Here is a 26,389-nt window from a genome sequence, read left to right as displayed (position 1 = left end):
CTCCAGGAGAACAGAGCCAGCGTTAAGACGATGGCGGGGGATTATACGCTCGGGCCGTGCGCAGGTATCGCAATGACTCGCCAGTCATTGCCCACGGCGCGCATTTCGACGATTTTCAGCTCCAGTGCCTCACTCATCTGCGCCAGCGGCAGGTCCAGCAAAGGCCGTGCGGAAGAGCCCATGAACTTGCCCGCCACGAAAATCTGGAACTCATCGACCAGCCCGAGCCGGGTAAACGCGCCGGCCAGCTTCGGCCCGGCCTCGACCAGCACGTCGTTGACGCCGCGCCCGGCCAGTTCGACCAGCAGCTTGCGCAGATCGACATGGCCGCCACTGCTCGGCAGTGCCAGCAACTCATGGCCTTGATCCTGGTAACGCCCGCGTGCCGAGGCAGCGGCACAGGTCGCGACGAGCGCGTTGCCCGCCTGAAAGAACGGCGCGTCGAGGGGCACCCGCAGGCGGCCATCGACCAACACGCGCAACGGCGGACGAGCCACGGCCAGTGCGGTCAGTTCGGCATTGAGGCCCAGTTCATCCGGGCGCACGGTCAGGCGGGCGTCGTCGGCCAGCACTGTGTCGGCGCCGGTCAGGACCACGCTGGATTCCGCCCGCAGACGCTGCACTGCCGAGCGCGCTTCCGGCCCGGTGATCCACTGGCTCTCGCCGCTGGCCATCGCCGTGCGGCCGTCGAGGCTCATCGCCAGCTTGACCCGCACGTACGGCAGGCCATGTTCCATGCGCTTGAGGAAACCCTTGTTGATCGCCCGCGCCTCGCCTTCCAGCACGCCGCTCTGCACGGCGATACCGGCGCTCATCAGACGCAACAGGCCGCGTCCGGCGACATCGGGATTGGGGTCCTGCATCGCAGCGACCACGCGACCGACACCTGCGTTGACCAGCGCATCGGCACACGGCGGGGTGCGTCCGTGATGGCTGCAGGGTTCGAGGGTGACGTAGGCGGTGCCGCCTTTGGCTTTGTCGCCCGCCTGCCGGAGCGCGTGGACTTCCGCATGAGGTTCGCCCGCACGCACATGCCAGCCTTCGCCCACGATCTCGCCGTCACGCACGATCACGCAGCCCACTCGAGGATTGGGGTGGGTCGAGTAGACGCCCTTGCGCGCCAATTCCAGCGCCCGCGCCATGTAAAAGGCGTCGAGCACGCTTTGCTCTGTAGAGGACATGCTCACTCTTTCACCGGCTCGCGGGCCAGTCGGTCGATTTCTTCGCGGAATTCGTTGAGATCCTGGAAGCGACGATACACCGACGCAAAACGGATGTAGGCCACCTCGTCGAGTTTTTGCAGCTCGCCCATCACCAGCTCACCGACGATCAGCGATTTGACCTCACGCTCACCGGTGGCGCGCAGCTTGCTCTTGATGTGGGCCAGGGCCGCTTCCAGTCGCTCAACGCTGACCGGGCGCTTCTCCAGCGCACGCTGCATGCCGGCGCGCAGTTTTTCTTCATCGAAGGGCTGACGGCTGCCGTCTTGCTTGATCAGACGAGGCAGAACGAGTTCGGCGGTTTCGAACGTGGTGAAACGTTCTTCGCAGGCGACGCATTCACGGCGGCGGCGAACTTGGTCGCCTTCGGCAACGAGGCGCGAGTCAATGACTTTGGTGTCGTTGGCACCGCAAAAGGGACAGTGCATGGTGGCAGGCAACAAAAAAAGGGAGGGTCATGGTAGCGCATCCCGCTCGCAAGACAAGTCTCGGGGTTTGAGGTATACAGACGCGCATTCGGTGCAGCGAAATCGGTCAGCCTCGGCGATACTGCGTCTTTCCACCCGTATTCTGTTTTTGCTGGAGCTGTTCATGTCGCTACGTTCGCTTGCTGTCATCAGCCTGCTCGGTCTGCTCGCCGCCTGTAGCTCCACTGAGCCCCCCAAGCCTGCCGCGCCCGCCAAACCGGCGCCCAATGCGATCAAGCTGCCGGAAGGCCCAGGGCCGCTGCTGCCTTATCAGCGCGAAATCAGCGGTCAATTGCTGGGCGTGCCCGCTGGCGCGGAGGTCGAGTTGGCGTTGCTGGTCATCGACGAGCGCAATCGCCCGCAGAAATTGCTGAGCAGCACCAAGCTCACCGGCAACAATCAGTCGCTGCCGTTTCAACTGCGCTTCAACCCGGAGGCGTTTCCACAGGGTGCGCGGGTCGAGCTGCGCGGTCGGGCCAGTCAATCCGGCCAGTTGATCCTGCACCTGCCATCGGTGTTGATCGCCAGGCCTGAAACCCAATCGGTCGGTCAGCTGCAACTCTTCAAGATGCCATGACGCCACCGGCTTATCTGCAAGCGGCATTGAGCGAACTGCTGGGCGATGCCCGATTGGTCGCCGAGCCGTTGCCGGGCACCGACCTGAAACTGTGGCTGATCGACGCGGACAACATGGACCGCGCCTTCAGCCCGGACGAAACCCGCCGCATTCTGGAAGACCCGCCTTACTGGAGTTTCTGCTGGGCCAGCGGCCTGGCACTGGCGCGCTTTCTGGCGGAACACCCGGAATGGGTCGAGGGCAAGCGTGTGCTGGATTTCGGCGCAGGTTCGGGTGTGGCAGGGATTGCGGCGGCGAAGGCCGGGGCGCTGGAAGTGGTGGCCTGCGATCTTGACCCTATCGCCATTGAGGCATGCCAGGCCAATGCGCAGCTCAACGGTGTGACGCTGAGCTATTCAACGGACTTCTTCGCCGAGGAAGACCGCTTCGATCTGATTCTGGTAGCCGACGTGCTTTACGACCGCGCCAACCTGCCGTTGCTGCATCAGTTTTTGAGTCGCGGGAAGCAAGCGCTGGTAGCCGATTCGAGGGTACGGGATTTTCAGCATCCGGCTTACCAACGTCTCGGCATCCTAGACGCGCTTACCCTGCCGGATCTGGCCGAGCCTTGGGAGTTTCGCAAGGTGAGTCTGTATCACGCTGAGCGTTGATGGCGCTCTAACGATGGGCGCCATCCCGTGTGGGAATTCATTCGCGAAGGGTCGTTGCAGGCGATGGAGATTTGTCGGCCAAACGGGCCAATCGTCGGAATGCCGCCCAGAATGAATTCGCTCCCACAGGGTGAGATTTACGCCAGCAGTTCTCTATCGCCTTCCGACAATCTCCCCAGCCCTTTATAGTTGCCGCCATTAAGCCTTATTTTCGGGACTTGCGATGAGCCAGGACACGCCGTACATCTTCGATGCGACCACTGCCACTTTCGATCAGTTGGTCATCGAGAACTCCTTTCACAAGCCCGTGCTGGTGGATTTCTGGGCCGAATGGTGCGCGCCGTGCAAGGTGCTGATGCCGCTGCTGAAACAGATCGCCGAGAGCTATCAGGGCGAACTGTTGCTGGCCAAGGTCGATTGCGATGCCGAGCAGGACATCGTCGGCCGTTTCGGCATTCGCAGCCTGCCGACCGTGGTGCTGTTCAAGGATGGCCAGCCGGTGGACGGGTTTGCCGGTGCGCAGCCTGAATCCGAAATCCGCAAGTTGCTCGAACCTCATGTGAAGCTGCCGCCACCGGCTGCTGCTGATCCGCTGGAAACCGCTCAAGCGATGTTCGCCGAGAGTCACTTCGCGGAAGCCGAGGCGGTGCTGCAAACCATCCTCACCGAAGACAACACCAACGCCGCCGCGCTGATCCTGTACGCCCGCTGCCTGGCCGAGCGCGGTGAACTGGCTGAAGCCCGTGCCGTGCTGGACGCAGTGAAAAGCGATGATCACAAGGCCGCGCTGGCCGGTGCGAAGGCTCAACTGACTTTCCTCGGTGAAGCGAAAGCCCTGCCGGACGCCGCCGACCTGAAAACCCGTCTGGCGCAAAACCCGCAGGACGATGAAGCGGCGTACCAGCTGGCGATCCAGCAACTCTCTCGCCAGCAATACGATGCGGCCCTGGACGGTTTGCTCAAGCTGTTCACCCGCAACCGCAGCTACAACGAAGGCCAGCCGCACAAGACGCTGCTGCAGGTGTTCGACCTGCTGGGCAACGATCATCCGCTGGTCACGACCTATCGTCGCAAGTTGTTCGCTGCGTTGTATTAACGCAGTGATTTAACGCCTTGCCACGCCCTGTTCTGGCATGCCGGGCCTGGACTGCAGGAGCGAATTCATTCGCGGGAGGCCAGTACATCCCGCCTATATCCGTCGGATGTACGATTTTTCGCGAATGAATTCGCTCCCACAGGTGAAGAACGTCGGCGCCGAGTATCAATCCACCCAGTGATACTCCGGCGCATCGCCATGACTTTCGACTCTGACGTTTGAACTGTGGCGCATGCGCACCATCAGGCGCTTGCCTGCTGCCGTACTTCCCGCCAAACCCTCTAACTGCCCCAGCAAATCCGGCCCGCTCATGTGCCCGGCTTTGCGCAACAAATCCTGCGCGATGTCCCACACGGCGTCGTTGCGGCTGGTCTGGGGTCTGGCAGCGGTCGCGCTGTCCGGCTTCTGTTCCGCCGACTGTACGCCCAGTTGAATACCCAACTTTGCCCAATCGCTGTCGTCCATTTCCACGGTCAGGTCCACCGGCACATCGCCGACGGTTCCACGGATTCTCAGCATGGTGTGTGTCCTCTGGTTTTCTGCGGGGCATGGTCCCACAGGATTCGAAGCCTCGCATCACCCCTGTAGCTGCCAACTTGCCGGACTGCTAGTGGGATCGTGTTCATCTGGCAGTCAGCTTCCACGGTCTATAGTCGGGTGCGGAAAAAAGTCAGGAACTCGCGCAACATATTGTTATAAGATCACATAACAAATTTTCGCCCCCCTCCCGGAGCCCTCCTCATGCGTCGTCTGCTACTCGCTTTGCCCTTCGCGCTGCTTCCCCTGTCCATCGCCCACGCCGCTGACGAGCATGACCACGATCATGAACACGGCAGCCTAGGCGCGCATGTGCACGGTGTGGCGCGTCTGGACATGGCGCTGGATGGCCGCACGCTGGAGCTGGAACTGGACAGCCCGGCGATGAACATCGTCGGGTTCGAACACCCCGCCGCCACCGACGCCGACAAGATGAAACTGGCGCTCGCCCGGGAAACCTTGCTCAAGCCTCACGGTCTGTTCAGCATTCCGGAAGCCGCAGGCTGCACCGTTACGAAAGCCAAGCTGGAAAGCCCGCTGTTCGGTGACAAGGACGACGATCACGACGACGGTGATGCGGACGAGCATGAACACGAGCACAGCGAGATTCACGGCCATTACCAGTTCACATGCAGCGTGCCGGCCGTGCTGAACAAACTCGACCTGACGCAACTGTTCCAGAGCTTCCCCGCCACCCAGACCATTCAGGTCCAGCTGGTGACGCCAAAACGTCAGATGGGGGCCGAAGTGCGTCCTAGCAATCCGGTCGTCAAGTTCTAAACCTGCGCCTGCACATGCGACCGGGGCTTTCCCGGTCGTTCACTTTCCAATGCGACTCAGGCCATGACTCAAGCACTCATTGAACTGTCCGAACTGGGTTTCGCCTGGCCAGGACACGCGCCGTTGCTGGACATCCCGGCCTTCCGCCTGGAACCGGGCGAAACGCTGTTTCTCAAAGGCCCCAGCGGCAGCGGCAAGACCACCCTCCTCGGCCTGCTCGGCGGCGTGCAGAAACCCGATCGCGGCAGCATTCGCCTGCTCGGCCAGGAGTTGACACAGCTCTCGGCAGGCGCCCGCGACCGCTTTCGTGTCGATCACACCGGCTACATTTTTCAGCAGTTCAACCTGCTGCCGTTTCTCTCAGTGCGGGAAAACGTCGAACTGCCCTGCCACTTTTCAAAGCTGCGTGCCCAGCGTGCAACTCAACGCCATGGCAGCGTCGATAAAGCGGCCGCCACGCTGCTCGCGCACCTGGGCCTGAAAGACCCGCAACTGCTCGAACGTCGCGCCGACTCGCTGTCTATCGGCCAGCAACAACGGGTCGCTGCCGCACGGGCCTTGATTGGCCAACCTGAGCTGGTGATCGCCGACGAGCCGACCTCGGCGCTGGACGCCGACGCCCGCGAGGCCTTCATTCAACTGCTGTTCGCCGAATGCCGCGAGGCGGGTGCCAGCCTGTTGTTCGTCAGCCATGACCAGAGCCTGGCGCCGCTGTTCGACCGCAACCTGTCGCTGGCCGAACTCAATCGCGCCGCCGTCGCTCCCGAGGTTTGAGATGTATCTTCTTCGCCTGGCGCTGGCCAGTCTCGCCAACCGCCGCTTCACCGCTTTTCTCACGGCCTTCGCCATCGCCCTGTCGGTCTGCCTGTTGCTGGCGGTTGAACGGGTGCGCACCGAAGCCCGCGCCAGCTTCGCCAGCACCATCAGCGGCACAGACCTGATCGTCGGCGCACGTTCCGGCTCGGTGAACCTGCTGCTGTACTCGGTGTTCCGCATCGGCGACGCCACCAACAACATTCGCTGGGACAGCTTCCAGCACTTCGCCAATAGCAAGCAGGTGAAGTGGGCGATCCCGATTTCCCTCGGCGACAGCCATCGCGGCTATCGGGTGATGGGCACCAACGAATCGTATTTCGAGCATTATCAGTACGGGCGCCAGCAGCACTTGGAAATGGCCGATGGCCGACCGTTCGCCACCGACCCGTTCGAAGTGGTGCTGGGGGCCGAAGTCGCCAATGCGCTGCATTACAAGCTCGGCGACAAGCTGGTGCTGGCCCATGGCGTGGCGGTGGTAAGCCTCGTCAAACATGATGACAAGCCGTTCACCGTGGTCGGTATTCTCAAGCGCACCGGCACACCCGTGGACCGCACGCTGCACATCAGCCTTGGCGGCATGGAAGCGATCCACATCGACTGGCACAACGGCGTGCCCGCTCAAGGCGCAGGCCGCATCAGCGCGGATCAGGCGCGCAACATGGACCTCACGCCCACGGCCATCACCGCGTTCATGCTCGGGCTGAACAGCAAGATTTCCACCTTCGCGCTGCAACGGGAGATCAATGATTTTCGTGGCGAACCGATGCTGGCGATCTTGCCGGGTGTGGCGTTGCAGGAGCTATGGAGCCTGATGGGCACCGCTGAGAAAGCGTTGTTCGTGATCTCGCTGTTCGTGGTGTTGACCGGTCTGATCGGCATGCTGACCGCGATTCTCACCAGCCTCAACGAGCGCCGTCGGGAGATGGCGATCCTGCGTTCGGTGGGCGCACGTCCCTGGCATGTCGCGAGCCTGTTGATCCTCGAAGCCTTTGCGCTGGCCTTCGCCGGGGCGGTCAGCGGTCTGGCGCTGCTGTACATCGGCATCGCGTCGGCTCAGGGTTACGTGCAGGCCAATTACGGTCTGTACTTGCCACTGTCGCTGCCGACTGCGTATGAATGGACGCTGCTGGGCGGCATTCTCGGCGCTGCGCTGCTGATGGGCGTCGTGCCGGCCTGGCGCGCCTATCGCCAATCGCTGGCGGACGGTCTGTCGATTCGCTTATGAGGACGTTGTGATGCGCAGGTTGTGGGTGGTGTTGTCGTTGCTGGTCGCCACGTCGTCGTGGGCGCAAGACCTGCGGGTTTTGACGTGGCAGGAAATGATCCCGGCCGATGCGCCACCGGTGAAGCTGGTCACGGCGCCGATCCACGACCTGTCGAAGATGGCCGATACCCTGGCGATGGAATCCGCCCCCGCCGCCCACCAACTGGCGCCCCACGCCCCGGTGGTGAAATCCCTCGACGGGCAAATGGTGCGCTTGCCGGGGTACATCGTGCCGCTGGAAGTGAGTGAAGAAGGCCGCGTGACGGAGTTTCTGCTGGTGCCGTACTTCGGCGCCTGCATCCACGTCCCGCCTCCGCCGCCGAACCAGATCGTCCACGTCACCAGCGAACTGGGCGTGAAGGTCGACGAGCTCTACCAGCCGTATTGGATCGAAGGCCCGATGCAGGTCAAATCCACCACCAGCGAACTGGCCGATGCCGGTTACCAGATGGAAGCGGACAAGATCCTGATCTACGAGCTTGAAAGCAGCGACAAGTGACGAGCGGCAAGCTATGAGCTGCAAGCGGCAAGCCGATCACCATCAGCCGCAACACCGCCGATCCGCTTCAAGCTCGCCACTTGCCGCTCAAGACTCGTAACTGCCGTTTTCATTGAGCTGCATCAAAAACCCGAATCTGTACTGTTCCTAACATGGGGGCATCCCTTTTCAATGCCCTTCTGGAGCCCCCATGAACAAGTCCCTGCTCGGCGCATCCGTCCTTGCGCTCGCCCTGTGTACCCCGGTCGTCGCCGACGCCCATGAGGCGGGCGATTTCATCGTGCGCGCAGGCGCGGCGCGGGTGGTGCCCAACGAAGACAGCGGCAACCTGAAGCTCGACGGCGCGAAGGTCGCGGGCACCAAGGCAACCGCTGACAACTCGACCCAACTGGGCCTGACCTTCGCCTACATGCTCACCGATCATGTCGGTCTGGAACTGCTGGCCGCGACACCGTTCAGCCACACCATCGGCGTCAAAGGCCTCGGCCCTGGCCTCGACGGCAAGCTGGCAGACGTGAAACAACTGCCGCCTACCCTGTCGCTGCAGTACTACCCGATGGAAGCGTCGTCGAAATTCCAGCCCTACGTCGGCGTCGGTCTGAACTACACCAAGTTCTTCGACACTGACCTGGCCGGTGATCGCAAGGACCAGGGCTTCAGCAACCTGAAACTCAAGGACTCGGTCGGGCTGGCGGGTCAGATCGGCATGGACTACATGCTGACCGACAAGATCATGCTAAACGCTTCGGTCTGGTACATCGACATCGACACCAAAGCCAGTGTCGACGGGCCATCGGCCCTGAGCGTCGGCAAAACCAAAGTGGACGTGGACATCGACCCGTGGGTGTACATGGTGGGTGTGGGTTACAAATTCTGACGCCCCACTGACCTGAAGCAGCGCGCACAAAAAAGGCACCTCATCGGTGCCTTTTTGCTGTCTGCGATTCAGCGCCCCAACAACCGCGCCAACCCGACATTCAACGGCGTCGGCTCAGGTACTTTGAAGCGTTCGAGCAAACGCTGATTGTCAGCGCGGGAATGCTTGATGTCCCCCGAGCGCGCAGGCAAATAGGTCACGGGCGGCAAACTGCCTACCACTTCGCCGAAAGCCGCCAGCAGTTCGTTCAGCGACGTCGTGGCGTTCAGGCCCACGTTGACCGCGCCCTCGCCCACCACCGGCAATTCGAACCCTTGCACCACGAGATCGACCAAGTCTTCGACGTAGAAAAAATCCCGGGTCTGCTCGCCATCGCCAAACACTGAAATCGGCAGGCCCTTCACGGCGCGCTCGGCGAAGATGCTGATCACACCCGAATACGGCGACGACGGGTCCTGACGTGGCCCGAAGATGTTGAAGAAGCGAAACACCACTGGCTCCAGACCGTGCTGGCGACGATAGAAATCGAAGTAATACTCGCTGGCCAGTTTGTCGGACGCGTAAGGGGTCAGTGGGGCTTTCGCCGTGTCTTCGGTAATCGCCTCGCCTTCGCCGTTGTTGCCATACACCGCCGCGCTGGACGCGAACACCACACGCTTGATGCCCGCCTGGCGCATGGCCTCGCAGACGTTCAACGTGCCGATGAAATTGCTCTGATGCGTCCGGACCGGATCATCAACCGACGCCTGCACCGACGCCACGGCCGCCAGATGCGCAACCGCTTGGCAACCCATCGCCGCGCGCGCCACCAGGGCGGCATCGGCGACATCGCCCTCGATCAGTTCGACCCGTGGGTTGTCCAGCGGCAGGTTGCTGCGTTTACCGGCTGACAAATCGTCAAGCACGCGCACGGCGTAACCCTTGGCGAGCAGGGCATCGACCAGGTGCGAACCGATGAAACCGGCGCCGCCGGTGATGAGGACAGGAGCATCAGACATGACGGTAGTAGCGGTCCAATAAGCTGGGCAAACCGGCACGCCATGCGCGGGGCTTGATACCAAAGGTGTGAAGGATTTTCTTGCACGCCAGCACTGCATTCTGCGGCTCTTCGGCGGCATCCGGGCTGGCGGCGTGGGCCTGGGCGGTCGGTGCTTCGATGGCCAGCGGCTTCATCAACCGGGCTTCGGTGAGAATCGCCTGCCCCAACGCCAGCGGCGTGGTCGCCTCGTGACCGGCGTAGTGATAGGTGCCCCACAGCGGTGCCGCGCAATCCAGCTGTTTCAGCACTGAAATGATCACCCGCGCCGCGTCATCGACCGGCGTCGGATTGCCACGGCGATCATCGGCAAGCAGCAATTCATCAGAGGTTTCAGCACGGCTCAAAAACCGCCCGAGCACGCCCTCGGCGCTGTCATCGAGCAACCAGCCGAAACGCACCAGCACATGTTGTGGGCAGGTCGCGCGCACGCTCTGTTCAATCCGCCACAGCGCCTGGCCACGAGAGCCCAACGGCACGGGTTCGTCTTTTTCGCTGTAGGCGGTTGCGCGCGAGCCATCGAACACCCGGTAGCTGGAAGGTTGAACCAGCACGATGTTGTGGTGCTGGCACAGTTCGGCGAGGCGCTCGACGGAGCGTTCCTGGGTGTCCAGCCTCTCCGCACTCACGCTCTCCGCCTGAAACCAGTCGAAGTAATAGGCAAGATTGATCAAGGCATCCGGGCGGGTGTCATCGAGCAGTTGCGTCAGGCTTGCCGCGTCCCAACCGTCTTGCGGTGGACGCGGTGCGAGGAAGCCAATGTCCTCCTCGGCACCCAGACGAATCAACGCCTGCCCAAGGGCATTCCCGCCGCCCAACAGCATAAGGCGCATTCGCATAGAGTCAGCAGGCTCGGTCTTGGAATTCAAGTTATGAAGATAGGTGAAAAAACGGTCGCAAACATAACACGTTGGGCGGGTAAGTCCCAACCCGTGCTCCGCCAACCTCACCGATCGCCGGCCCTTGCATCTGCTCGCCTGCGCCCGCATAAATTCATGCATGAATCTTCCCCAGACCCTCGACCCGGTGCTCGACGCCTTTCACCCGGCGGTCAGCGCGTGGTTCAGCCAGACATTTCCCGCCGTGACCGCGGCGCAGGCGCAGGCGTGGCCGCTGATCAAGCGGCGCCAATCGACCCTGATCGCCGCGCCCACGGGGTCGGGCAAGACGCTGACTGCGTTTCTCGCCGTGATCGACGATCTGGTGCATCAGGGCTTGGAGATGGGCGGCCAACTGCCGGATCAGACCTTCGTGGTCTACGTTTCCCCGCTGAAAGCCCTGTCCAACGACATTCAGATCAACCTGCAAAACCCGCTGTCGGGCATCACCGAACAACTGAAACAGCAAGGGCTGCCGGAGTTGCGCATCAGCACAGCCGTACGCACCGGGGACACGCCGCAGAAAGAACGCAACGCGATGCGCAAGACCGCGCCGCACATTCTGGTGACCACACCGGAATCGCTGTACGTGTTGCTGGGTTCCGATTCGGGCCGTCGCATGCTGTCGAACACGCAAACGGTGATCGTGGACGAAATCCACGCCATCGCCGCCAGCAAACGCGGTAGCCATCTGGCGTTAAGCCTGGAGCGCTTGCAGGCGCTGTGCGAAAAACCATTGCTGCGCATCGGGCTGTCTGCCACGCAAAAGCCCATCGAGCGCGTGTCGCGTTTTCTGGTAGGCAGCGACCCGGTCAGTCGGCCGTGTGCCATCGTCGATATCGGCCACGCCCGCCCCCGTGACCTGGCAATTGAAGTGCCGCCGGTGCCGCTGACCGCCGTCATGGCCAACGATGTCTGGCAGTTGGTTTATGACCGTCTCGCCGAACTCGCTCGTGAACACCGCACCACGCTGATATTCGTCAACACGCGGCGGCTGGCCGAACGCATGGCTCGCCATTTGAGCGAGCGCCTCGGCAAAGAGGCAGTGGCCGCGCACCACGGCAGCCTCGCCAAAGAGCAGCGCCTGGACGCTGAACAACGGCTCAAGCGCGGCGATTTGCAAGTGCTGATCGCCACGGCCTCGCTGGAGTTGGGCATCGACATCGGCGACGTCGACCTTGTGTGTCAGATCAGCTCGCCCCGCTCTATTGCAGCCTTTCTGCAACGGGTTGGGCGCTCTGGCCACCATGTGGGCGGTACGCCGAAAGGCCGACTGTTCGCCATTTCCCGCGACGACCTGATCGAATGCACCGCGTTGCTGGATTGCGTACGTCGCGGCGAACTCGACACGCTGCAGATTCCCCGCGCGCCGCTGGACGTGCTGGCGCAGCAGATCATCGCTGAGGTCAGTTGCCAGGAATGGGAAGAACAGGCGCTGCTCGCGATGTTTCGCAAGGCATCACCCTACGCCGACGTTGATGAGCGGCACTATCAAGCCCTGCTGAGCATGCTCGCCGAAGGCTACAGCGGGCGTCAGGGCGTGCGGGCCGCGTATCTGCATCGCGATGCGGTGACCCACACCCTGCGCGGACGACGGGGCAGCAAGCTCACGGCCGTCACCAGCGGCGGGACGATCCCGGACAACGCCGACTACAGCGTGATCCTCGAACCCCAGGCGCTGAACATCGGCACGGTCAACGAGGACTTCGCGGTCGAGAGCATCGCGGGCGATATTTTCCAGCTGGGCAACACGTCGTATCGCATTCTGCGCATCGAGTCCGGCCGCGTGCGGGTCGAGGACGCGCAAGGGGTGCCGCCGAACATCCCGTTCTGGCTGGGCGAAGCGCCGGGACGCAGCGATGAGCTGTCGTTTGCCGTCGCCCGCTTGCAGGCTGACATCGATCAACGGCTCAGCGAACACCCCGGCCAGCTCAGGCCATGCATCGACTGGCTGATGAACACCTTGGGCCTCGGCGCGGACAGTGCCGAACAACTGGTCGAGTACCTGGCGCGAGCGCACGCGGCGTTGGGCGCATTGCCGTCGCAAGACACGCTGGTAATGGAACGTTTCTTCGACGAATCCGGCGGCACTCAGTTGGTGATTCACACCCCATTCGGCAGCCGCCTTAACCGCGCGTGGGGGCTGGCCCTGCGCAAGCGTTTCTGCCGCACCTTCAACTTCGAATTGCTGGCCGCCGCCAGCGAAGACGCTATCGTGCTGTCGCTCTCGACCAGCCATAGCTTTGCGCTCGACGAAGTCTGGCGCTACCTGCATTCCAGCAGCGCCGAGCACATCCTGGTACAGGCCGTGCTCGATGCCCCGTTGTTCGGCGTGCGTTGGCGCTGGAATGCGGGAGTGGCACTGGCGTTGCCTCGTTACGCGGGCGGTCGAAAAGTCGCGCCGCAACTGCAACGCATGAAGAGCGAAGACCTCATCGCCACGGTGTTTCCGGATCAGATTGCCTGCCTGGAAAACCTCGTCGGCGAGCGGGACGTCCCGGAACACCCATTGGTCGAGCAAACGCTGGACGACTGCCTGCACGAAGCCATGGACGCCGAAGGCTGGCTGAATTTGCTGCGACGTATGGAAACAGGCGACGTGCGCCTGGTTGCCCGCGACCTGCCTGCGCCCTCTCCGCTGGCGGCGGAGATTCTCAACGCCAAGCCCTACACGTTTTTGGACGACGCCCCCCTTGAAGAGCGTCGCACCCAAGCCGTGCTGAATCGACGCTGGAGCGACCCGGAGTCCGCCGATGACCTGGGAGCGCTCGACGCCGATGCCATCGCCGCGGTGGCCGAAGAAGCCTGGCCGCAGCCGCAAAACATCGACGAAATGCACGAAGCGTTGATGACCTTGGGCTGTGTCAGCGGCCCGGAAGCCCGGGATCAGAAAGACTGGATGAAATGGCTGGAAAGCCTTGCTCGCTCGGGTCGCGCCACCCGTTTGCAGGTCACGCCAGAGCAAGCGTTGTGGATTGCGTTGGAACGCCTCACCTGCCTGCAAACGGTTTACCCCACCGCAGAGATGCACCCCCCATTGGCAGCTCTGACGGGGTTCGATGAGCCGTGGAATGAGGACGACGCGAAAGTCGAGGTCATTCGCGCACGGCTCAGTGGGTTCGGCCCGATGACCTTATCCGCCATCGCTGAACCGCTCGCGCTGCCCGAGGCTGAGGTCGCCCAGGCGCTGGCGCAACTGGAAAACGAAGGGTATGTCCTTCGCGGTCGCTTCAGCCCCGGCGCCCGCGACGAACAATGGTGCGAACGGCACTTGCTGTCGCGCATTCATCGCTACACGGTCAAGCGCCTGCGCCGGGAAATCGAACCGGTGTCGCTGCAGGATTTCATGCGTTTTCTGTTCGACTGGCAGCATTTGTCTCTCTCAACTCAGAGTCAGGGCAAGGCCGCGCTGCCGGAAGTAGTCGATCAGCTCGAAGGTTTTTCAGCGGCGGCTGGCGCTTGGGACAGCGATATTCTTCCCGCGCGCCTGAAGGATTATTCCCAGAACTGGCTGGATGACTTGTGCCGGTCCGGCAAGGTGGTGTGGATGCGTCTGACAAGTCGCAATAAGGTCGGCGCCGCTGCGTTGCGCAGCACGCCGATTGTGCTGCTGCCGCGCCCACAGGTTCGGCTGTGGAGCGGTCTGACCGAACAACCTGCGCCCACCGAATTGTCGCTGCGGGCGCAACGGGTTCACGAAGTGCTGTCGACCCAAGGCGCGATGTTTTTCGATGAACTCACGACCGAAGCCCATCTGCTGCGCACCGAACTGGAAAACGCGCTCCAGGAGTTGGTCGGTGCAGGGTTGGTCAACGCCGACAGCTTCGCCGGGCTGCGCGCCCTGATCACCCCCGCCAGCAAGCGCGCAGCGCACACCAGTCGACGCCATCGCGGGGCGTTCATCGGCGGAATGGACGATGCCGGGCGATGGGCCTTGCTGCGTCGGGCACCCGCCAACGCTTCGCAACGGTTGGACAGCGAAACCCTCGAACACATCGCCATGACCCTGCTGCGCCGCTATGGCGTGGTGTTCTGGCGCCTGTTGGAGCGTGAAGCCGATTGGCTGCCAAGCTGGCGGGAGTTACTGCGCACGTTTCATCGGCTGGAGGCGCGAGGGGATATTCGAGGCGGCCGCTTCATCGCCGGATTGGCGGGCGAGCAATTCGCGCTGCCCGAAGCGATTCCCCTGCTGCGGGAGGTCCGCAAACGCCCGTTGGATGGCAGTTTGATCGGAGTCAGCGGCGTCGATCCGCTGAACCTGGCGGGCACGCTGTTGCCAGGGCCGAAAGTCGCGGCAGTGGTCGGCAACCGGCTGGTCTACCGCGACGGGGTTCCCATCGCGGCGGTCGTGGCGGGCAAGCCGCAGTATTGGGGCGAACTGGACGCCGGGATGATGTTGCAGGTGCGGGACCGGTTGTTCAGATAATCGCGGTCACACCGGGCTCTCCGACCCGTCCTTGTTCACGATCGTCGTCTTGCCCGGCAACGCTTGCTGCTCGTCGCCGTCCTCCATCTGCGAATACTGGCCGTTGTGCGGGCTCATCACCAGTTGTGGATAAGTTTGCGCGAATCGCACATCCGTGGACTTATCCACAAGGCGCTTGAGTTTGTCGTTGAACGCGCGACTGACCGCATACTGCCCGCCCGACGACGTGCGGAACTGCGCCGTGATAACGATCCCGTTCATGTCCATGCGATCCAGCCCGAACACTTCCAACGGCCCTTGCAGCTTGCTGGCTAGCAGGAAGTCATCGGTGATTGCCTGCCCGGCTTCGCGAATCAGCGAGGTCGCGGAATCCACATCCGAATCGTAGGTGAACTGGAACGAGAAGAACGCGTAAGCGAACTGGCGAGACTGGTTGGTTACCGCCTTGATCTGACCGAACGGCACCGAATGCACGAACCCCTTGCCGTCGCGCAGGCGCAGCGTGCGGATCGTCAGGCTTTCCACGGTGCCCGCGTGGCCGGAATCCAGCACCACCCAGTCGCCGATGGAAATGGTGTCTTCGATGATGATGAACAGACCGGTGATCACGTCCTGCACCAATTGCTGCGAACCGAAACCGATGGCGAGACCGACCACCCCGGCACCCGCGAGCAGCGGCGCGACGTTGATCCCGAGGTTGGCCATGGTCGTGATCGTGCAGATCACCACCAGAATGATTTTGATCGCGTTGCGCAGCAGCGGCAGAATCGTCTTGACCCGCGTACTCGGCTGACGGGACGAACGCGTGCTGGTCGGCGGCTTGAGGGCTTCCTGAATCGCAGTGTCCATCACCACCCACAGCAGCCAGGTCACCAGAAAGATCAGCCCGATGCTGCTGAGGGAATCACTGATTACTTTGCCCAGCGCATTCCGTTGCGCGAATTCGAACAGCGAAAAACCCCAAATCCGGCCCAACAATTCAATGAACCCAATCGCCAGCGCAATGCGCAGCACAGCGTGCAACAGGCTCAGCAAACGCTCCTTGTAAACCCTTGAGCTGCGCTCCTCCGCAGGCTTGAACATGTGTTGGAACAACGTGCTGAGGAACACCGTGCCGATCAGCAAAACGGTCGTGAGCAAGGCGCAACGCAGGGCTTCCTGGCTGTCCTCGCCCGCGCCGATCAGGTTGACGCCCGAGACCAGAATCATCAGCAAAATAGGCAGGTGCCATAGGCTCGAAAAAATCTTCAACGTTTGCTGCAACGCCGGTCGCGACAAGCGTGCACTCAATGGACGGTTGCGGATCAGATGCGCCACCGGCCGACGCATGCGAATCACCACGATGCAAAACATGATCGACGCCATCAACCCAGTGAACGCTGCGACGCTGGTCGTAACGTTGCCACCGATCTGGCGGGAGATCTGTGGGCTGGTCAGCGCGTCACTCAAGGCCGCGAAGAACCCGATGATGAACAGCGGATGCGGCGCGTAGTGACGAATGATGCGAACCGCCGGCCGCTTGTGCCCCGAGTTGAAGAGCACGATCACCGACATCAGCACCGAGGTAGAGAAAATGCCGCTGCTCGTCGAATACGCCAGACACAGTGCCAGCGCCCGGCCAATCGACAGTTGCATGAAATGACTGACATACAGCGTCAGCGGCAGGCAGATCAGAGCCGGAATCGTGAAGGGCAGCACGTAACTCAGCACGCCTTGCACACGCTCTCGCCGGGTCAGCAGCCGATGCCGCGACACGCGATTGACGATGAACGTGCCGATTCGGTTCAAGATCAGGAAGGCGCCGATCCAAACCACCGACAGGATCAAGAAGTCTCCCGCAATTGCCCAAGGCGAGCGGGAAGACGGCTTGTTGACCAGCGCCCCCAGCTCATCAGCCGCACGGTCGGCACGCAAACGCCAGGAGTCGAGCAAATGGCCGTCCAGGTCCAGCTTGTCCTGGACGCTGTCGATACTGGTGCTGATGACGCCGAGTAATCCGCCCTTCACCAGAATCTCTGGTTTAGGGGGTTCGGCTGCGGGTGCTGCATCGGCTGGCGCGGTTGACTGAGCGGTGCTCGTGGGAGGCGCACTGGCTGCGTGCGCGTTGAGGCTGCCGAGACAGAGCGTCAGACACAGCAGCAGGACAGATTTGAAATTCGACAAAACGCAGGTCACTCCTTCGGTCATGAGGGACGGCGAAATCAAGGCCCACAGAAACTGATCGAAATTCGCCGCGCAAGTTCGGCGCGGTCGGCAACCTTCATTCGCTTTGAGCTTCGCCCGACCAACGGAAAACGTCCTTTTCATAAACGCACTTGACGATGGAGAACGATCGTTCTACCTTAAATCCCATGAATACGACGACCACTGACACACGCGACAAAATTCTCGCGACCGCCGAGCAGCTCATCTATCAGAACGGGATTCACGCCACGGGCATGGATCTTCTGGTGAAGACTTCCGGCGTCGCCCGTAAAAGCATCTACCGTTATTTCGCGACCAAAGACGAGGTCGCCGCCGCGGCGCTCAATGCACGCGATGTGCGCTGGATGCAGTGGTTCAGAACCGAATCGGACAAGGCGGACACCCCGCAGGCGCGTATCCTGAACATGTTCAACGTGCTCAAAGGCTGGTTTGAATCGGAAGGGTTTTATGGCTGCGCATTCATCAATACGGCAGGGGAAATCGGTGACCCAAACGACCCCATTCGCCTGATCGCCAAGCTGCACAAACAGAAATTGCTGGATTACACGCTAGAACTGACCGAGCAACTGAACATTGAGCAACCGTCAGCACTCGCCCGGCAGTTGCTGATACTGATGGAAGGCGCCATCACCATGGCCCGCGTCATGGGCGACTACAGCGCCGCCGACAGCGCAAAAGACGTTGCGCAGCTGTTGCTGAAACAGGCCATGCCCCAAGAGGCCTGAGCTTCGAGAACGCTCCACCCACTGATCTATCCAACTTGCCTGGAGGCTCTGCCATGTCCACTGCCCAAACTCGCCCGCCGCTTCCCCCGTTCACCCGCGAATCGGCGATTCAAAAGATTCGCCTCGCCGAAGATGGCTGGAACAGCCGCGATCCTGAAAAAGTCTCGTTGGCCTACACCCTCGACACCCAATGGCGTAACCGCGCCGAGTTCGCGACCAATCGCGAAGAGGCCAAGGCTTTCCTCACCCGCAAGTGGAAAAAAGAACTGGATTACCGCTTGATCAAAGAGCTGTGGGCTTTTACCGATAACCGCATTGCCGTGCGCTACGCCTACGAGTGGCACGACGACTCCGGCAACTGGTTCCGCTCCTACGGTAACGAGAATTGGGAGTTCAACGAAGACGGCCTGATGCACCGCCGCTTTGCCTGCATCAACGACATGCCAATCAAGGAATCCGAGCGCAAGTTCTTGTGGCCGCTGGGACGCCGTCCGGATGACCATCCGGGGCTGACAGAACTGGGGCTGTAAAACGCCCACGCCGATGAAACAACAAAGCCCCCGACAGCTGAGCTGTACGGGGGCTTTCGTTCTAATGCGTTATTGCGTTTGATTCGGACGAATCAGAACGGAATATCGTCATCAAAGCTGTCGAAGTCAGGAGCCGGTTGTGGCGCTTGCTGCGGAGCTGGACGCGATTCGCGCTGTGGCTGTTGTTGTGGAGCAGCCTGTGGACGCGATTGTTGTGGACGAGGTGCGGAATTCTGATAACCACCACCGCCTTGACCTTGTTGAGCGTCGCCTTGTGGACGGCCGCCGAGCAGCTGCATGGTGCCTTGCATGTCCACGACGATTTCAGTGGTGTAACGCTTGATGCCGTCTTTTTCCCACTCGCGGGTTTGCAGTTTGCCTTCGATGTAGACCTGCGAACCTTTACGCAGGTACTCGCCGGCGATCTCTGCGACCTTGCCGAACATCGAAACGCGATGCCATTCGGTCTTTTCGACCTTCTGACCGGTTTGCTTGTCGGTCCATTGCTCGCTGGTCGCCAGACTCAGGTTGGTCACAGCGTTACCGTTAGGCAAGTAGCGAACTTCGGGATCCTGGCCGCATGTACCGACCAATATGACTTTGTTAACCCCACGGGCCATAACGTTCTCCTAGGCTTCAACCGTTTCCGACGCTGGATTGACCACTTCGTCGAAAGACGCCCGATCCAACAGTTCTTTGTCAAATTTGATATAGATGGCAGCCTCATCGGCTACCACTACTGCATCTGTTACTCCACGTACGGCCAACACGCGGTCGGCAAGGCCTGTGTCGCGTTGAGCCTCGGGCGACAACGGCAGGCGAAGGCTGGTTACGTACGGAGGCTCGCGCATGGTAACAGCAAACGCGAGCCAGATGGCGGCCAGCGCCGCGCCTCCCAGGAAGACCACACCCAACCCGCCGTGCTGAAACAGCCAGCCACCGAGGATGCCACCTGCCGCTGAACCAAGGAACTGGCTGGTGGAGTAAATCCCCATCGCAGTGCCTTTTCCGCCCGCCGGAGAGACCTTGCTGATCAGCGAAGGCAGCGACGCTTCCAGCAGATTAAATGCGGTGAAAAACACCACTGTCCCGATGACCAACGCCCGAAGCGTATTGCCGAACTCCCAGAAGAATAGTTCAGTGAGCATCAGCACGGAGACCGCGCCGAGCAAGATACGCTTCATCTGACGCTTCTTCTCGCCGTAGATGATGAACGGGATCATCGCGAAGAAGGAAATCAGCAACGCGGTCAGGTAGACCCACCAGTGCTGTTCTTTGGGCAAGCCCGCTTTTTCGACCAACGCCAGCGGCAACGCTACGAAACTGGACATGAGCATCGCGTGTAACGCGAAGATACCCAAATCCAGGCGCAGCAAGTCAGGATGTCGGAGCGTCGCGCCCAAGGCTTGACGAGCGAGGCCAGATTCGCGGTGTTGCAGCGTCACGGTGGATTTGGGCACCACAAACGCGACGATCACGATACCGATCAATGCCATGGCCCCTGTCGCCAGGAACAAACCTGAAAGCCCAAAGGCACTGGTCAGGATCGGCCCGACCACCATCGCGATGGCAAACGACACGCCAATCGTCATCCCGATCATCGCCATCGCCTTCGTGCGATGCTGTTCACGGGTCAGATCGGACAACAGCGCCATGACTGCGGCTGAGATAGCACCTGCGCCTTGAAGAACGCGCCCGGCGATAACGCCCCAGATCGACGTGGACTGAGCAGCCAGCACACTGCCGAGCGCAAACACCACCAGGCCCAGGTAAATCACCGGGCGACGACCGATGCGATCGGAGATGATGCCGAATGGAATCTGCAGTACGGCCTGGGTCAGGCCGTATGCGCCAATCGCCAGACCAATGAGCGTCGGGCTTGCGCCTGCCAGGTCCATACCGTAGGTCGCCAGGACCGGCAGCACCATGAACATGCCAAGCATACGGAACGCGAACACCAGCGCCAGACCGCCCGCCGCGCGGGTTTCGCTGCCACTCATGCGCTCGCTGTGAGAATCGTGCATGGAAGAACCTCATGTGAACCGGCGGCGATTCTACCAGTCCCATCGATGTACAGCACATACGACGCTTTGCCGCGCATCGCGGGAATTTTCTTTTTTGCGAGTACGGCCGCGCGATTCTCAATAGTGTGCATCCATCCAGTATTTGGCCGTATACTCCTACGTTTTTACGCCCGCCGTGCGAGGCCACCTTGGACAAGATCCTGATTCGTGGGGCACGAACCCACAACCTGAAAAACATCGACCTCACACTGCCCCGCGACAAGCTGATTGTCATTACCGGTCTTTCCGGCTCCGGCAAATCGTCGCTGGCATTCGACACGCTGTACGCTGAAGGGCAACGCCGCTACGTCGAGTCGCTTTCGGCGTACGCGCGCCAGTTCCTGTCGATGATGGAAAAGCCTGACGTTGACACCATCGAAGGCCTGTCGCCTGCGATCTCGATTGAGCAGAAGTCCACATCCCACAACCCGCGTTCAACCGTGGGCACCATTACCGAAATCTACGACTACCTGCGCTTGTTGTATGCCCGTGTGGGCACACCACGCTGCCCGGATCACGACATCCCCCTTGAAGCGCAGACCGTCAGTCAGATGGTCGATCTCGTTCTTGCGGAGCCAGAAGGCGCCAAGCTGATGTTGCTCGCCCCGGTTGTTCGCGAGCGCAAAGGCGAGCACTTGGCGGTATTCGAAGAGCTGCGCGCTCAGGGCTTCGTTCGTGCTCGGGTCAACGGCAAGCTGTGCGAACTCGATGAGCTCCCAAAACTCGACAAACAGAAGAAGCACTCCATTGACGTCGTCGTCGACCGTTTCAAGGTCCGTGCCGACCTGCAACAACGTCTGGCCGAGTCGTTTGAAACAGCACTGAAACTGGCCGACGGCATCGCGCTGGTCGCACCGATGGACGATGAACCCGGCGAAGAGATGATTTTTTCCGCGCGGTTTGCCTGCCCCATCTGTGGACACGCCATCAGCGAGCTCGAACCCAAGCTGTTCTCCTTCAACAACCCGGCGGGCGCCTGTCCGACCTGCGATGGCCTGGGTGTGAAGCAGTTCTTCGACATCAAACGACTGGTGAATAGCGAACTGACGTTGGCCGAAGGCGCGATACGTGGTTGGGACCGACGCAACGTTTACTATTTCCAGATGCTCGGATCTTTAGCGAGTCATTACGGCTTCAGTTTGGAAGTGCCGTTCAAGGAACTGCCAGCCGATCTCCAAAAAGTCTTGCTCAACGGCAGCGGGAGCCAGAACGTCGACTTCCGCTACCTGAATGACCGTGGCGACATCGTCAAGCGCGCCCACCCCTTCGAAGGGATCGTGCCTAACCTTGAGCGGCGCTATCGCGAAACCGAATCAGCCACTGTGCGCGAAGAACTGGCGAAATTCCTCAGCACTCAGCCTTGCCCGGATTGCCGAGGGACGCGACTGCGTCGTGAGGCTCGGCACGTTTGGGTGGGCGAAAAAACGCTCCCGGCCGTCACCAACCTGCCTATTGGTGACGCCACGGAATACTTTGGAGAACTGAAGCTGACAGGACGTCGTGGCGAGATTGCGGACAAGATTCTCAAAGAGATCCGCGAGCGGTTGCAGTTCCTCGTGAACGTGGGCCTGGATTACCTGACGCTGGACCGCAGCGCCGACACCCTGTCGGGCGGTGAAGCTCAGCGTATTCGCCTTGCCAGCCAGATAGGCGCGGGCCTCGTGGGGGTGATGTACATCCTTGATGAACCCTCCATTGGCCTGCACCAACGCGACAACGACAGGCTGCTGGACACCCTCCGTCACCTTCGTGACATCGGCAATACCGTGATCGTGGTTGAGCATGACGAAGATGCCATCCGCCTCGCCGATTATGTGGTGGACATTGGACCAGGAGCTGGCGTGCACGGCGGCAATATCGTCGCGGAAGGCACGCCAGAAGAGGTCATGTCCCACCCGGACTCGCTCACCGGTAAATACCTGTCAGGTCGCGTCAAGATCGAAGTACCGGCGAAGCGCACCCCGCGTAACAAGAAGCTGTCTCTCAAGCTAAAAGGCGCACGCGGAAACAACCTGCGTAACGTCGATCTGGAAATTCCGATCGGCTTACTGACCTGCGTCACGGGCGTTTCCGGATCAGGCAAATCAACGCTGATCAACAACACGCTGTTCCCCCTCAGTGCCACCGCGCTTAATGGGGCGACGACGCTGGAGGCCGCCACGCACGACAGCATCGACGGTCTTCAGCACCTGGACAAAGTGGTAGATATCGATCAGAGCCCAATCGGCCGAACGCCGCGTTCGAACCCCGCCACGTACACGGGCCTGTTCACCCCGATTCGCGAGCTGTTCTCCGGCGTTCCTGAATCACGCTCTCGGGGCTACGGACCGGGCCGCTTCTCGTTCAACGTCAAAGGCGGCCGGTGCGAAGCCTGTCAGGGCGACGGGCTGATCAAGGTCGAAATGCACTTTCTGCCAGACATCTACGTGCCGTGCGACGTGTGCAAGAGCAAGCGCTATAACCGCGAGACCCTTGAGATCAAATACAAGGGCAAAAGCATCCACGAAGTGCTGGAAATGACTATCGAGGAAGCGCGTACGTTCTTCGATGCTGTTCCGGCGTTGGCGCGCAAGCTGCAGACGTTGATGGATGTCGGGCTCTCGTATATCAAGCTCGGACAATCGGCCACCACGCTGTCTGGTGGTGAGGCGCAACGAGTGAAGCTATCGCGCGAGCTGTCCAAACGAGATACCGGCAAAACCCTCTACATCCTTGACGAGCCCACTACAGGTTTGCACTTCGCCGACATTCAACAACTGTTGGACGTCTTGCACCGCCTGCGGGACCACGGCAACACCGTCGTCGTGATTGAGCATAACCTGGACGTGATCAAAACCGCGGACTGGCTGGTCGACCTGGGGCCGGAAGGCGGCTCCAAAGGCGGGCAAATCATTGCCACCGGTACGCCAGAGCAAGTCGCGGAAATGAAACAGTCTTACACCGGGCATTACCTCAAACCTTTGCTCGAACGTGATCGCGCCTGATCACTGTGTAAAAACGAAAAAGCCCCTGTCATGGCGACCATGACAGGGGCTTTTTTAAGCTGAATCAGAACTGCGATTGCAGATAGTTTTCCAGGCCAATGGACTTGATCAGACCCATCTGCTTTTCGAGCCAGTAGGTGTGGTCTTCTTCTGTATCGGCCAGTTGAACACGCAGGATGTCACGACTCACATAGTCCTTATGCTGCTCACAGAGCGCGATGCCTTTGCACAATGCTGCGCGGACCTTGTATTCAAGACGAAGATCGCTGGCGAGCATCTCAGGTACGGTGGTGCCCACGTCCAGATCGTCCGGCCGCATGCGCGGCGTCCCTTCAAGCATCAAAATACGGCGCATTAACGCATCAGCGTGTTGTGCCTCTTCTTCCATTTCATGATTGATACGCTCGTAGAGCTTGGTGAAACCCCAATCCTCATACATCCGCGAATGGACGAAATATTGGTCGCGTGCAGCCAATTCGCCGGTCAGCAGCGTGTTGAGGTAATCGATGACGTCCGGGTGGCCTTGCATCGCCGTGAATCTCCTTCATGAAAGTCGATAGTTTGGACCAACATTGGCGACAGGTCACCTTTCAAGAAGCAGAAAACTGAAGAAAATCCCGGATTATGTGACATTTGGTGCCGAAAATACGGGTAAATGAGGTGAGTTCTCTTTATCACTAAGAATTAGCGCAATTACCACGCGCTCAACTGATAACGCGTTGTATTTAACTAAATGACAGGCAACAAAAAACCGGGCACTAGGCCCGGTTTTTTGTGAAGACTGATGTCTTACTCAGCAGCTTCTACAGAGCCACCGACTGGACGATCAACCAGCTCGACGTACGCCATAGGCGCATTGTCGCCAGCGCGGAAACCGCACTTCAGGATACGCAGGTAGCCACCCTCACGGGTCGCATAGCGCTTGCCCAGATCGTTGAACAGCTTACCGACGATTTCTTTCGAACGAGTACGGTCGAAAGCCAGACGGCGGTTAGCAACGCTGTCGATCTTGGCCAAAGTGATCAGCGGCTCGGCAACGCGGCGCAGTTCCTTGGCTTTCGGCAGGGTAGTTTTGATCAGCTCGTGCTCGAACAGCGACACCGCCATGTTTTGAAACATGGCCTTGCGGTGAGAGCTGGTACGGCTCAGGTGACGTCCACTTTTACGATGACGCATGGTTCATTCCTTACCAAACACAACGTTCGGTGATTACGACGATCAGGCAGTCGCCTTGTCGTCCTTCTTAAGACTTGCAGGCGGCCAGTTGTCGAGGCGCATGCCGAGGGAGAGACCACGAGAAGCCAGAACGTCCTTGATTTCGGTCAAGGATTTCTTGCCCAGGTTCGGAGTCTTCAACAGTTCCACTTCAGTGCGCTGGATCAGATCACCGATGTAGTAAATGTTCTCCGCCTTAAGGCAGTTGGCCGAACGTACGGTCAGTTCCAAATCGTCAACCGGACGAAGCAGGATCGGATCGATCTCGTCTTCCTGTTCGACTACAACAGGTTCGCTGTCACCTTTGAGGTCGACGAACGCAGCCAACTGCTGTTGCAGAATGGTTGCAGCGCGACGGATTGCCTCTTCAGGGTCCAGAGTACCGTTGGTTTCCAGATCGATAACCAGTTTGTCCAGGTTGGTACGCTGTTCGACACGGGCGTTTTCCACCACGTATGCGATACGACGTACCGGGCTGAACGAGGAGTCGAGCTGCAAGCGACCAATGCTGCGGCTTTCGTCTTCGTCGCTCTGACGCGAGTCTGCTGGTTCATAACCGCGACCACGAGCTACAACGAGCTTCATGTTCAGGGCGCCGTTAGACGCCAGGTTAGCGATTACGTGATCGGGGTTAACGATCTCGACATCATGATCCTGCTGAATATCGGCAGCGGTAACCACCCCCGAACCCTTCTTCGACAAGGTCAGCGTAACTTCGTCTCGACCGTGCAGCTTGATAGCCAGACCTTTAAGGTTCAACAGGATTTCAATGACATCTTCCTGTACACCTTCGATGGCGCTGTACTCATGAAGTACACCGTCAATCTCGGCCTCGACTACTGCACAGCCGGGCATGGAGGACAACAGGATGCGGCGCAGCGCGTTGCCCAGGGTATGGCCGAAACCACGCTCGAGAGGCTCGAGGGTGATTTTGGCGCGGGTTGGACTGACAACCTGTACATCAATGTGACGGGGTGTCAGGAACTCATTTACCGAAATCTGCATGGATGCACCTATTTTCTAGCCCTTACTTGGAGTAGAGCTCGACAATCAGGCTTTCGTTGATGTCGGCGGACAGATCACTGCGAGCTGGAACGTTTTTGAAGACGCCAGATTTTTTCTCAGTGTCTACTTCTACCCATTCTACGCGGCCACGTTGGGCACACAGATCGAGAGCCTGGACGATACGCAGTTGATTTTTCGCTTTTTCGCGAATAGCTACCACGTCACCAGCACGAACCTGGTAGGACGGAACGTTAACGGTTTTGCCGTTTACGCTAACCGACTTGTGCGATACCAGCTGACGAGATTCGGCACGAGTGGAACCGAAACCCATACGGTATACGACGTTGTCCAGACGGCATTCGAGCAGTTGAAGCAGGTTCTCACCAGTAGCGCCTTTCTTGCCGGCAGCTTCTTTGTAGTAACCGCTGAACTGACGCTCGAGAACGCCATAGATACGACGGACTTTCTGCTTTTCACGCAGCTGGGTGCCGTAGTCGGACTGGCGACCGCGGCGCTGGCCGTGGATACCAGGTGCTGCT

Annotated in this window: 24 protein-coding genes; 12 read left to right on the top strand and 12 right to left on the bottom strand. The window is 60.3% G+C overall.

Annotated features, from left to right (window positions below):
* Positions 1-41: 41 nt before the first annotated feature.
* Both ribD and nrdR read right to left on the bottom strand, forming a co-directional pair.
* Positions 42-1,181, bottom strand: coding sequence for a bifunctional diaminohydroxyphosphoribosylaminopyrimidine deaminase/5-amino-6-(5-phosphoribosylamino)uracil reductase RibD (gene ribD, locus ACIQAL_RS25880; RefSeq protein ID WP_341961681.1), 1,140 nt, complete (start codon positions 1,179-1,181; stop codon positions 42-44).
* A gap of 2 nt (positions 1,182-1,183) precedes the next feature.
* Positions 1,184-1,648 carry a transcriptional regulator NrdR gene (gene nrdR, locus ACIQAL_RS25875; RefSeq protein ID WP_065988433.1) on the bottom strand — a complete coding sequence of 155 codons (465 nt, stop codon included), beginning with the start codon at positions 1,646-1,648 and terminating at the stop codon, positions 1,184-1,186.
* A 163-nt stretch (positions 1,649-1,811) separates the two neighbouring features.
* On the opposite strand from nrdR, the gene ACIQAL_RS25870 reads away from it, so the two are divergent.
* From ACIQAL_RS25870 to trxA, 3 genes are all read left to right on the top strand, one after another.
* Complete coding sequence (locus ACIQAL_RS25870; protein WP_166597431.1) at positions 1,812-2,264, top strand: YbaY family lipoprotein; 453 nt, start codon at positions 1,812-1,814, stop codon at positions 2,262-2,264.
* Complete coding sequence (locus tag ACIQAL_RS25865) at positions 2,261-2,914, top strand: class I SAM-dependent methyltransferase (protein ID WP_401150433.1); 654 nt, start codon at positions 2,261-2,263, stop codon at positions 2,912-2,914. Before ACIQAL_RS25870 ends, ACIQAL_RS25865 begins: the two co-directional genes overlap by 4 nt.
* Positions 2,915-3,137: 223 nt before the next feature.
* Positions 3,138-4,010, top strand: a complete 873-nt coding sequence (trxA, locus tag ACIQAL_RS25860) for a thioredoxin (RefSeq protein ID WP_401150432.1) — start codon at positions 3,138-3,140, stop codon at positions 4,008-4,010.
* A 165-nt stretch (positions 4,011-4,175) separates the two neighbouring features.
* On the opposite strand, the gene ACIQAL_RS25855 is transcribed toward trxA, so the two are convergent.
* Positions 4,176-4,529 carry a hypothetical protein gene (locus ACIQAL_RS25855; protein WP_401150430.1) on the bottom strand — a complete coding sequence of 118 codons (354 nt, stop codon included), beginning with the start codon at positions 4,527-4,529 and terminating at the stop codon, positions 4,176-4,178.
* 222 nt (positions 4,530-4,751) lie between these two features.
* Between ACIQAL_RS25855 and ACIQAL_RS25850 the strand changes: the two genes are divergently transcribed.
* The 5 genes from ACIQAL_RS25850 to ACIQAL_RS25830 all read left to right on the top strand — a co-directional run bounded on the left by ACIQAL_RS25850 (position 4,752) and on the right by ACIQAL_RS25830 (position 8,783).
* Positions 4,752-5,327: a DUF2796 domain-containing protein gene (locus ACIQAL_RS25850; protein ID WP_401150429.1), complete on the top strand. Its 576-nt coding sequence runs from the start codon at positions 4,752-4,754 to the stop codon at positions 5,325-5,327.
* A 63-nt stretch (positions 5,328-5,390) separates the two neighbouring features.
* A complete protein-coding gene (locus ACIQAL_RS25845; protein ID WP_341961671.1) occupies positions 5,391-6,101 on the top strand; it encodes an ABC transporter ATP-binding protein in 711 nt (236 codons plus the stop codon).
* Position 6,102: 1 nt separating this feature from the next.
* The gene (locus ACIQAL_RS25840; protein WP_401150428.1) at positions 6,103-7,368 is read left to right on the top strand and encodes an ABC transporter permease; all 1,266 of its coding nucleotides are present in this window, start codon (positions 6,103-6,105) and stop codon (positions 7,366-7,368) included.
* Between the two features lie 10 nt (positions 7,369-7,378).
* On the top strand, positions 7,379-7,906 hold the full coding sequence (locus ACIQAL_RS25835) for a DUF3299 domain-containing protein (protein WP_401150426.1): 528 nt from the start codon (positions 7,379-7,381) through the stop codon (positions 7,904-7,906).
* Positions 7,907-8,096: 190 nt separating this feature from the next.
* On the top strand, positions 8,097-8,783 hold the full coding sequence (locus ACIQAL_RS25830; RefSeq protein ID WP_166597423.1) for an OmpW family outer membrane protein: 687 nt from the start codon (positions 8,097-8,099) through the stop codon (positions 8,781-8,783).
* Positions 8,784-8,851: 68 nt separating this feature from the next.
* On the opposite strand, the gene ACIQAL_RS25825 is transcribed toward ACIQAL_RS25830, so the two are convergent.
* Positions 8,852-9,781 (bottom strand): NAD-dependent epimerase/dehydratase family protein, encoded by a 930-nt coding sequence (locus tag ACIQAL_RS25825; protein WP_401150424.1) that lies wholly within the window; start codon positions 9,779-9,781, stop codon positions 8,852-8,854.
* A complete protein-coding gene (locus ACIQAL_RS25820; protein ID WP_401150422.1) occupies positions 9,774-10,658 on the bottom strand; it encodes a sugar nucleotide-binding protein in 885 nt (294 codons plus the stop codon). The genes ACIQAL_RS25825 and ACIQAL_RS25820 overlap by 8 nt, the downstream gene beginning before the upstream one ends.
* A 160-nt stretch (positions 10,659-10,818) precedes the next feature.
* Between ACIQAL_RS25820 and ACIQAL_RS25815 the strand changes: the two genes are divergently transcribed.
* A complete protein-coding gene (locus ACIQAL_RS25815; RefSeq protein ID WP_401150420.1) occupies positions 10,819-15,123 on the top strand; it encodes a DEAD/DEAH box helicase in 4,305 nt (1,434 codons plus the stop codon).
* A 6-nt stretch (positions 15,124-15,129) separates the two neighbouring features.
* Here ACIQAL_RS25815 and ACIQAL_RS25810 read toward each other — a convergent pair whose 3' ends face one another.
* Positions 15,130-17,286 (bottom strand): mechanosensitive ion channel family protein, encoded by a 2,157-nt coding sequence (locus ACIQAL_RS25810; protein WP_401150419.1) that lies wholly within the window; start codon positions 17,284-17,286, stop codon positions 15,130-15,132.
* Positions 17,287-17,474: 188 nt separating this feature from the next.
* On the opposite strand from ACIQAL_RS25810, the gene ACIQAL_RS25805 reads away from it, so the two are divergent.
* Together ACIQAL_RS25805 and ACIQAL_RS25800 are read left to right on the top strand one after the other, a co-directional pair.
* The gene (locus ACIQAL_RS25805) at positions 17,475-18,053 is read left to right on the top strand and encodes a TetR/AcrR family transcriptional regulator (protein WP_401150418.1); all 579 of its coding nucleotides are present in this window, start codon (positions 17,475-17,477) and stop codon (positions 18,051-18,053) included.
* A gap of 53 nt (positions 18,054-18,106) precedes the next feature.
* Positions 18,107-18,583 (top strand): nuclear transport factor 2 family protein, encoded by a 477-nt coding sequence (locus ACIQAL_RS25800; RefSeq protein WP_341961655.1) that lies wholly within the window; start codon positions 18,107-18,109, stop codon positions 18,581-18,583.
* A 92-nt stretch (positions 18,584-18,675) separates the two neighbouring features.
* Here the strand turns inward: ACIQAL_RS25800 and ACIQAL_RS25795 are convergent, their stop codons facing one another.
* Positions 18,676-19,203 (bottom strand): single-stranded DNA-binding protein, encoded by a 528-nt coding sequence (locus tag ACIQAL_RS25795; protein ID WP_166598549.1) that lies wholly within the window; start codon positions 19,201-19,203, stop codon positions 18,676-18,678.
* Positions 19,204-19,212: 9 nt separating this feature from the next.
* Positions 19,213-20,607 carry an MFS transporter gene (locus tag ACIQAL_RS25790; RefSeq protein WP_166598550.1) on the bottom strand — a complete coding sequence of 465 codons (1,395 nt, stop codon included), beginning with the start codon at positions 20,605-20,607 and terminating at the stop codon, positions 19,213-19,215.
* 188 nt (positions 20,608-20,795) lie between these two features.
* Between ACIQAL_RS25790 and uvrA the strand changes: the two genes are divergently transcribed.
* Positions 20,796-23,630 (top strand): excinuclease ABC subunit UvrA, encoded by a 2,835-nt coding sequence (gene uvrA / locus ACIQAL_RS25785; protein WP_166598551.1) that lies wholly within the window; start codon positions 20,796-20,798, stop codon positions 23,628-23,630.
* Between the two features lie 64 nt (positions 23,631-23,694).
* Here uvrA and bfr read toward each other — a convergent pair whose 3' ends face one another.
* From bfr to rpsD, 4 genes are all read right to left on the bottom strand, one after another.
* Complete coding sequence (bfr, locus tag ACIQAL_RS25780; protein WP_166598552.1) at positions 23,695-24,159, bottom strand: bacterioferritin; 465 nt, start codon at positions 24,157-24,159, stop codon at positions 23,695-23,697.
* Positions 24,160-24,419: 260 nt separating this feature from the next.
* Positions 24,420-24,806 (bottom strand): 50S ribosomal protein L17, encoded by a 387-nt coding sequence (gene rplQ, locus ACIQAL_RS25775; protein ID WP_166598553.1) that lies wholly within the window; start codon positions 24,804-24,806, stop codon positions 24,420-24,422.
* Between the two features lie 42 nt (positions 24,807-24,848).
* The gene (locus ACIQAL_RS25770) at positions 24,849-25,850 is read right to left on the bottom strand and encodes a DNA-directed RNA polymerase subunit alpha (RefSeq protein WP_401150416.1); all 1,002 of its coding nucleotides are present in this window, start codon (positions 25,848-25,850) and stop codon (positions 24,849-24,851) included.
* Between the two features lie 22 nt (positions 25,851-25,872).
* Positions 25,873-26,389 (bottom strand): 30S ribosomal protein S4 (gene rpsD, locus ACIQAL_RS25765; protein ID WP_401150415.1); only part of this gene is annotated, 517 nt, incomplete at its 5' end.

The sequence above is a fragment of the Pseudomonas sp. NPDC088368 genome (genome assembly GCF_044753445.1).
Taxonomy (GTDB): Bacteria; Pseudomonadota; Gammaproteobacteria; order Pseudomonadales; family Pseudomonadaceae; genus Aquipseudomonas; species Aquipseudomonas bambusae.
The sequence above is the reverse complement of the archived record's forward strand: the minus strand, read 5'-3'. Positions and strand labels throughout refer to the sequence as shown.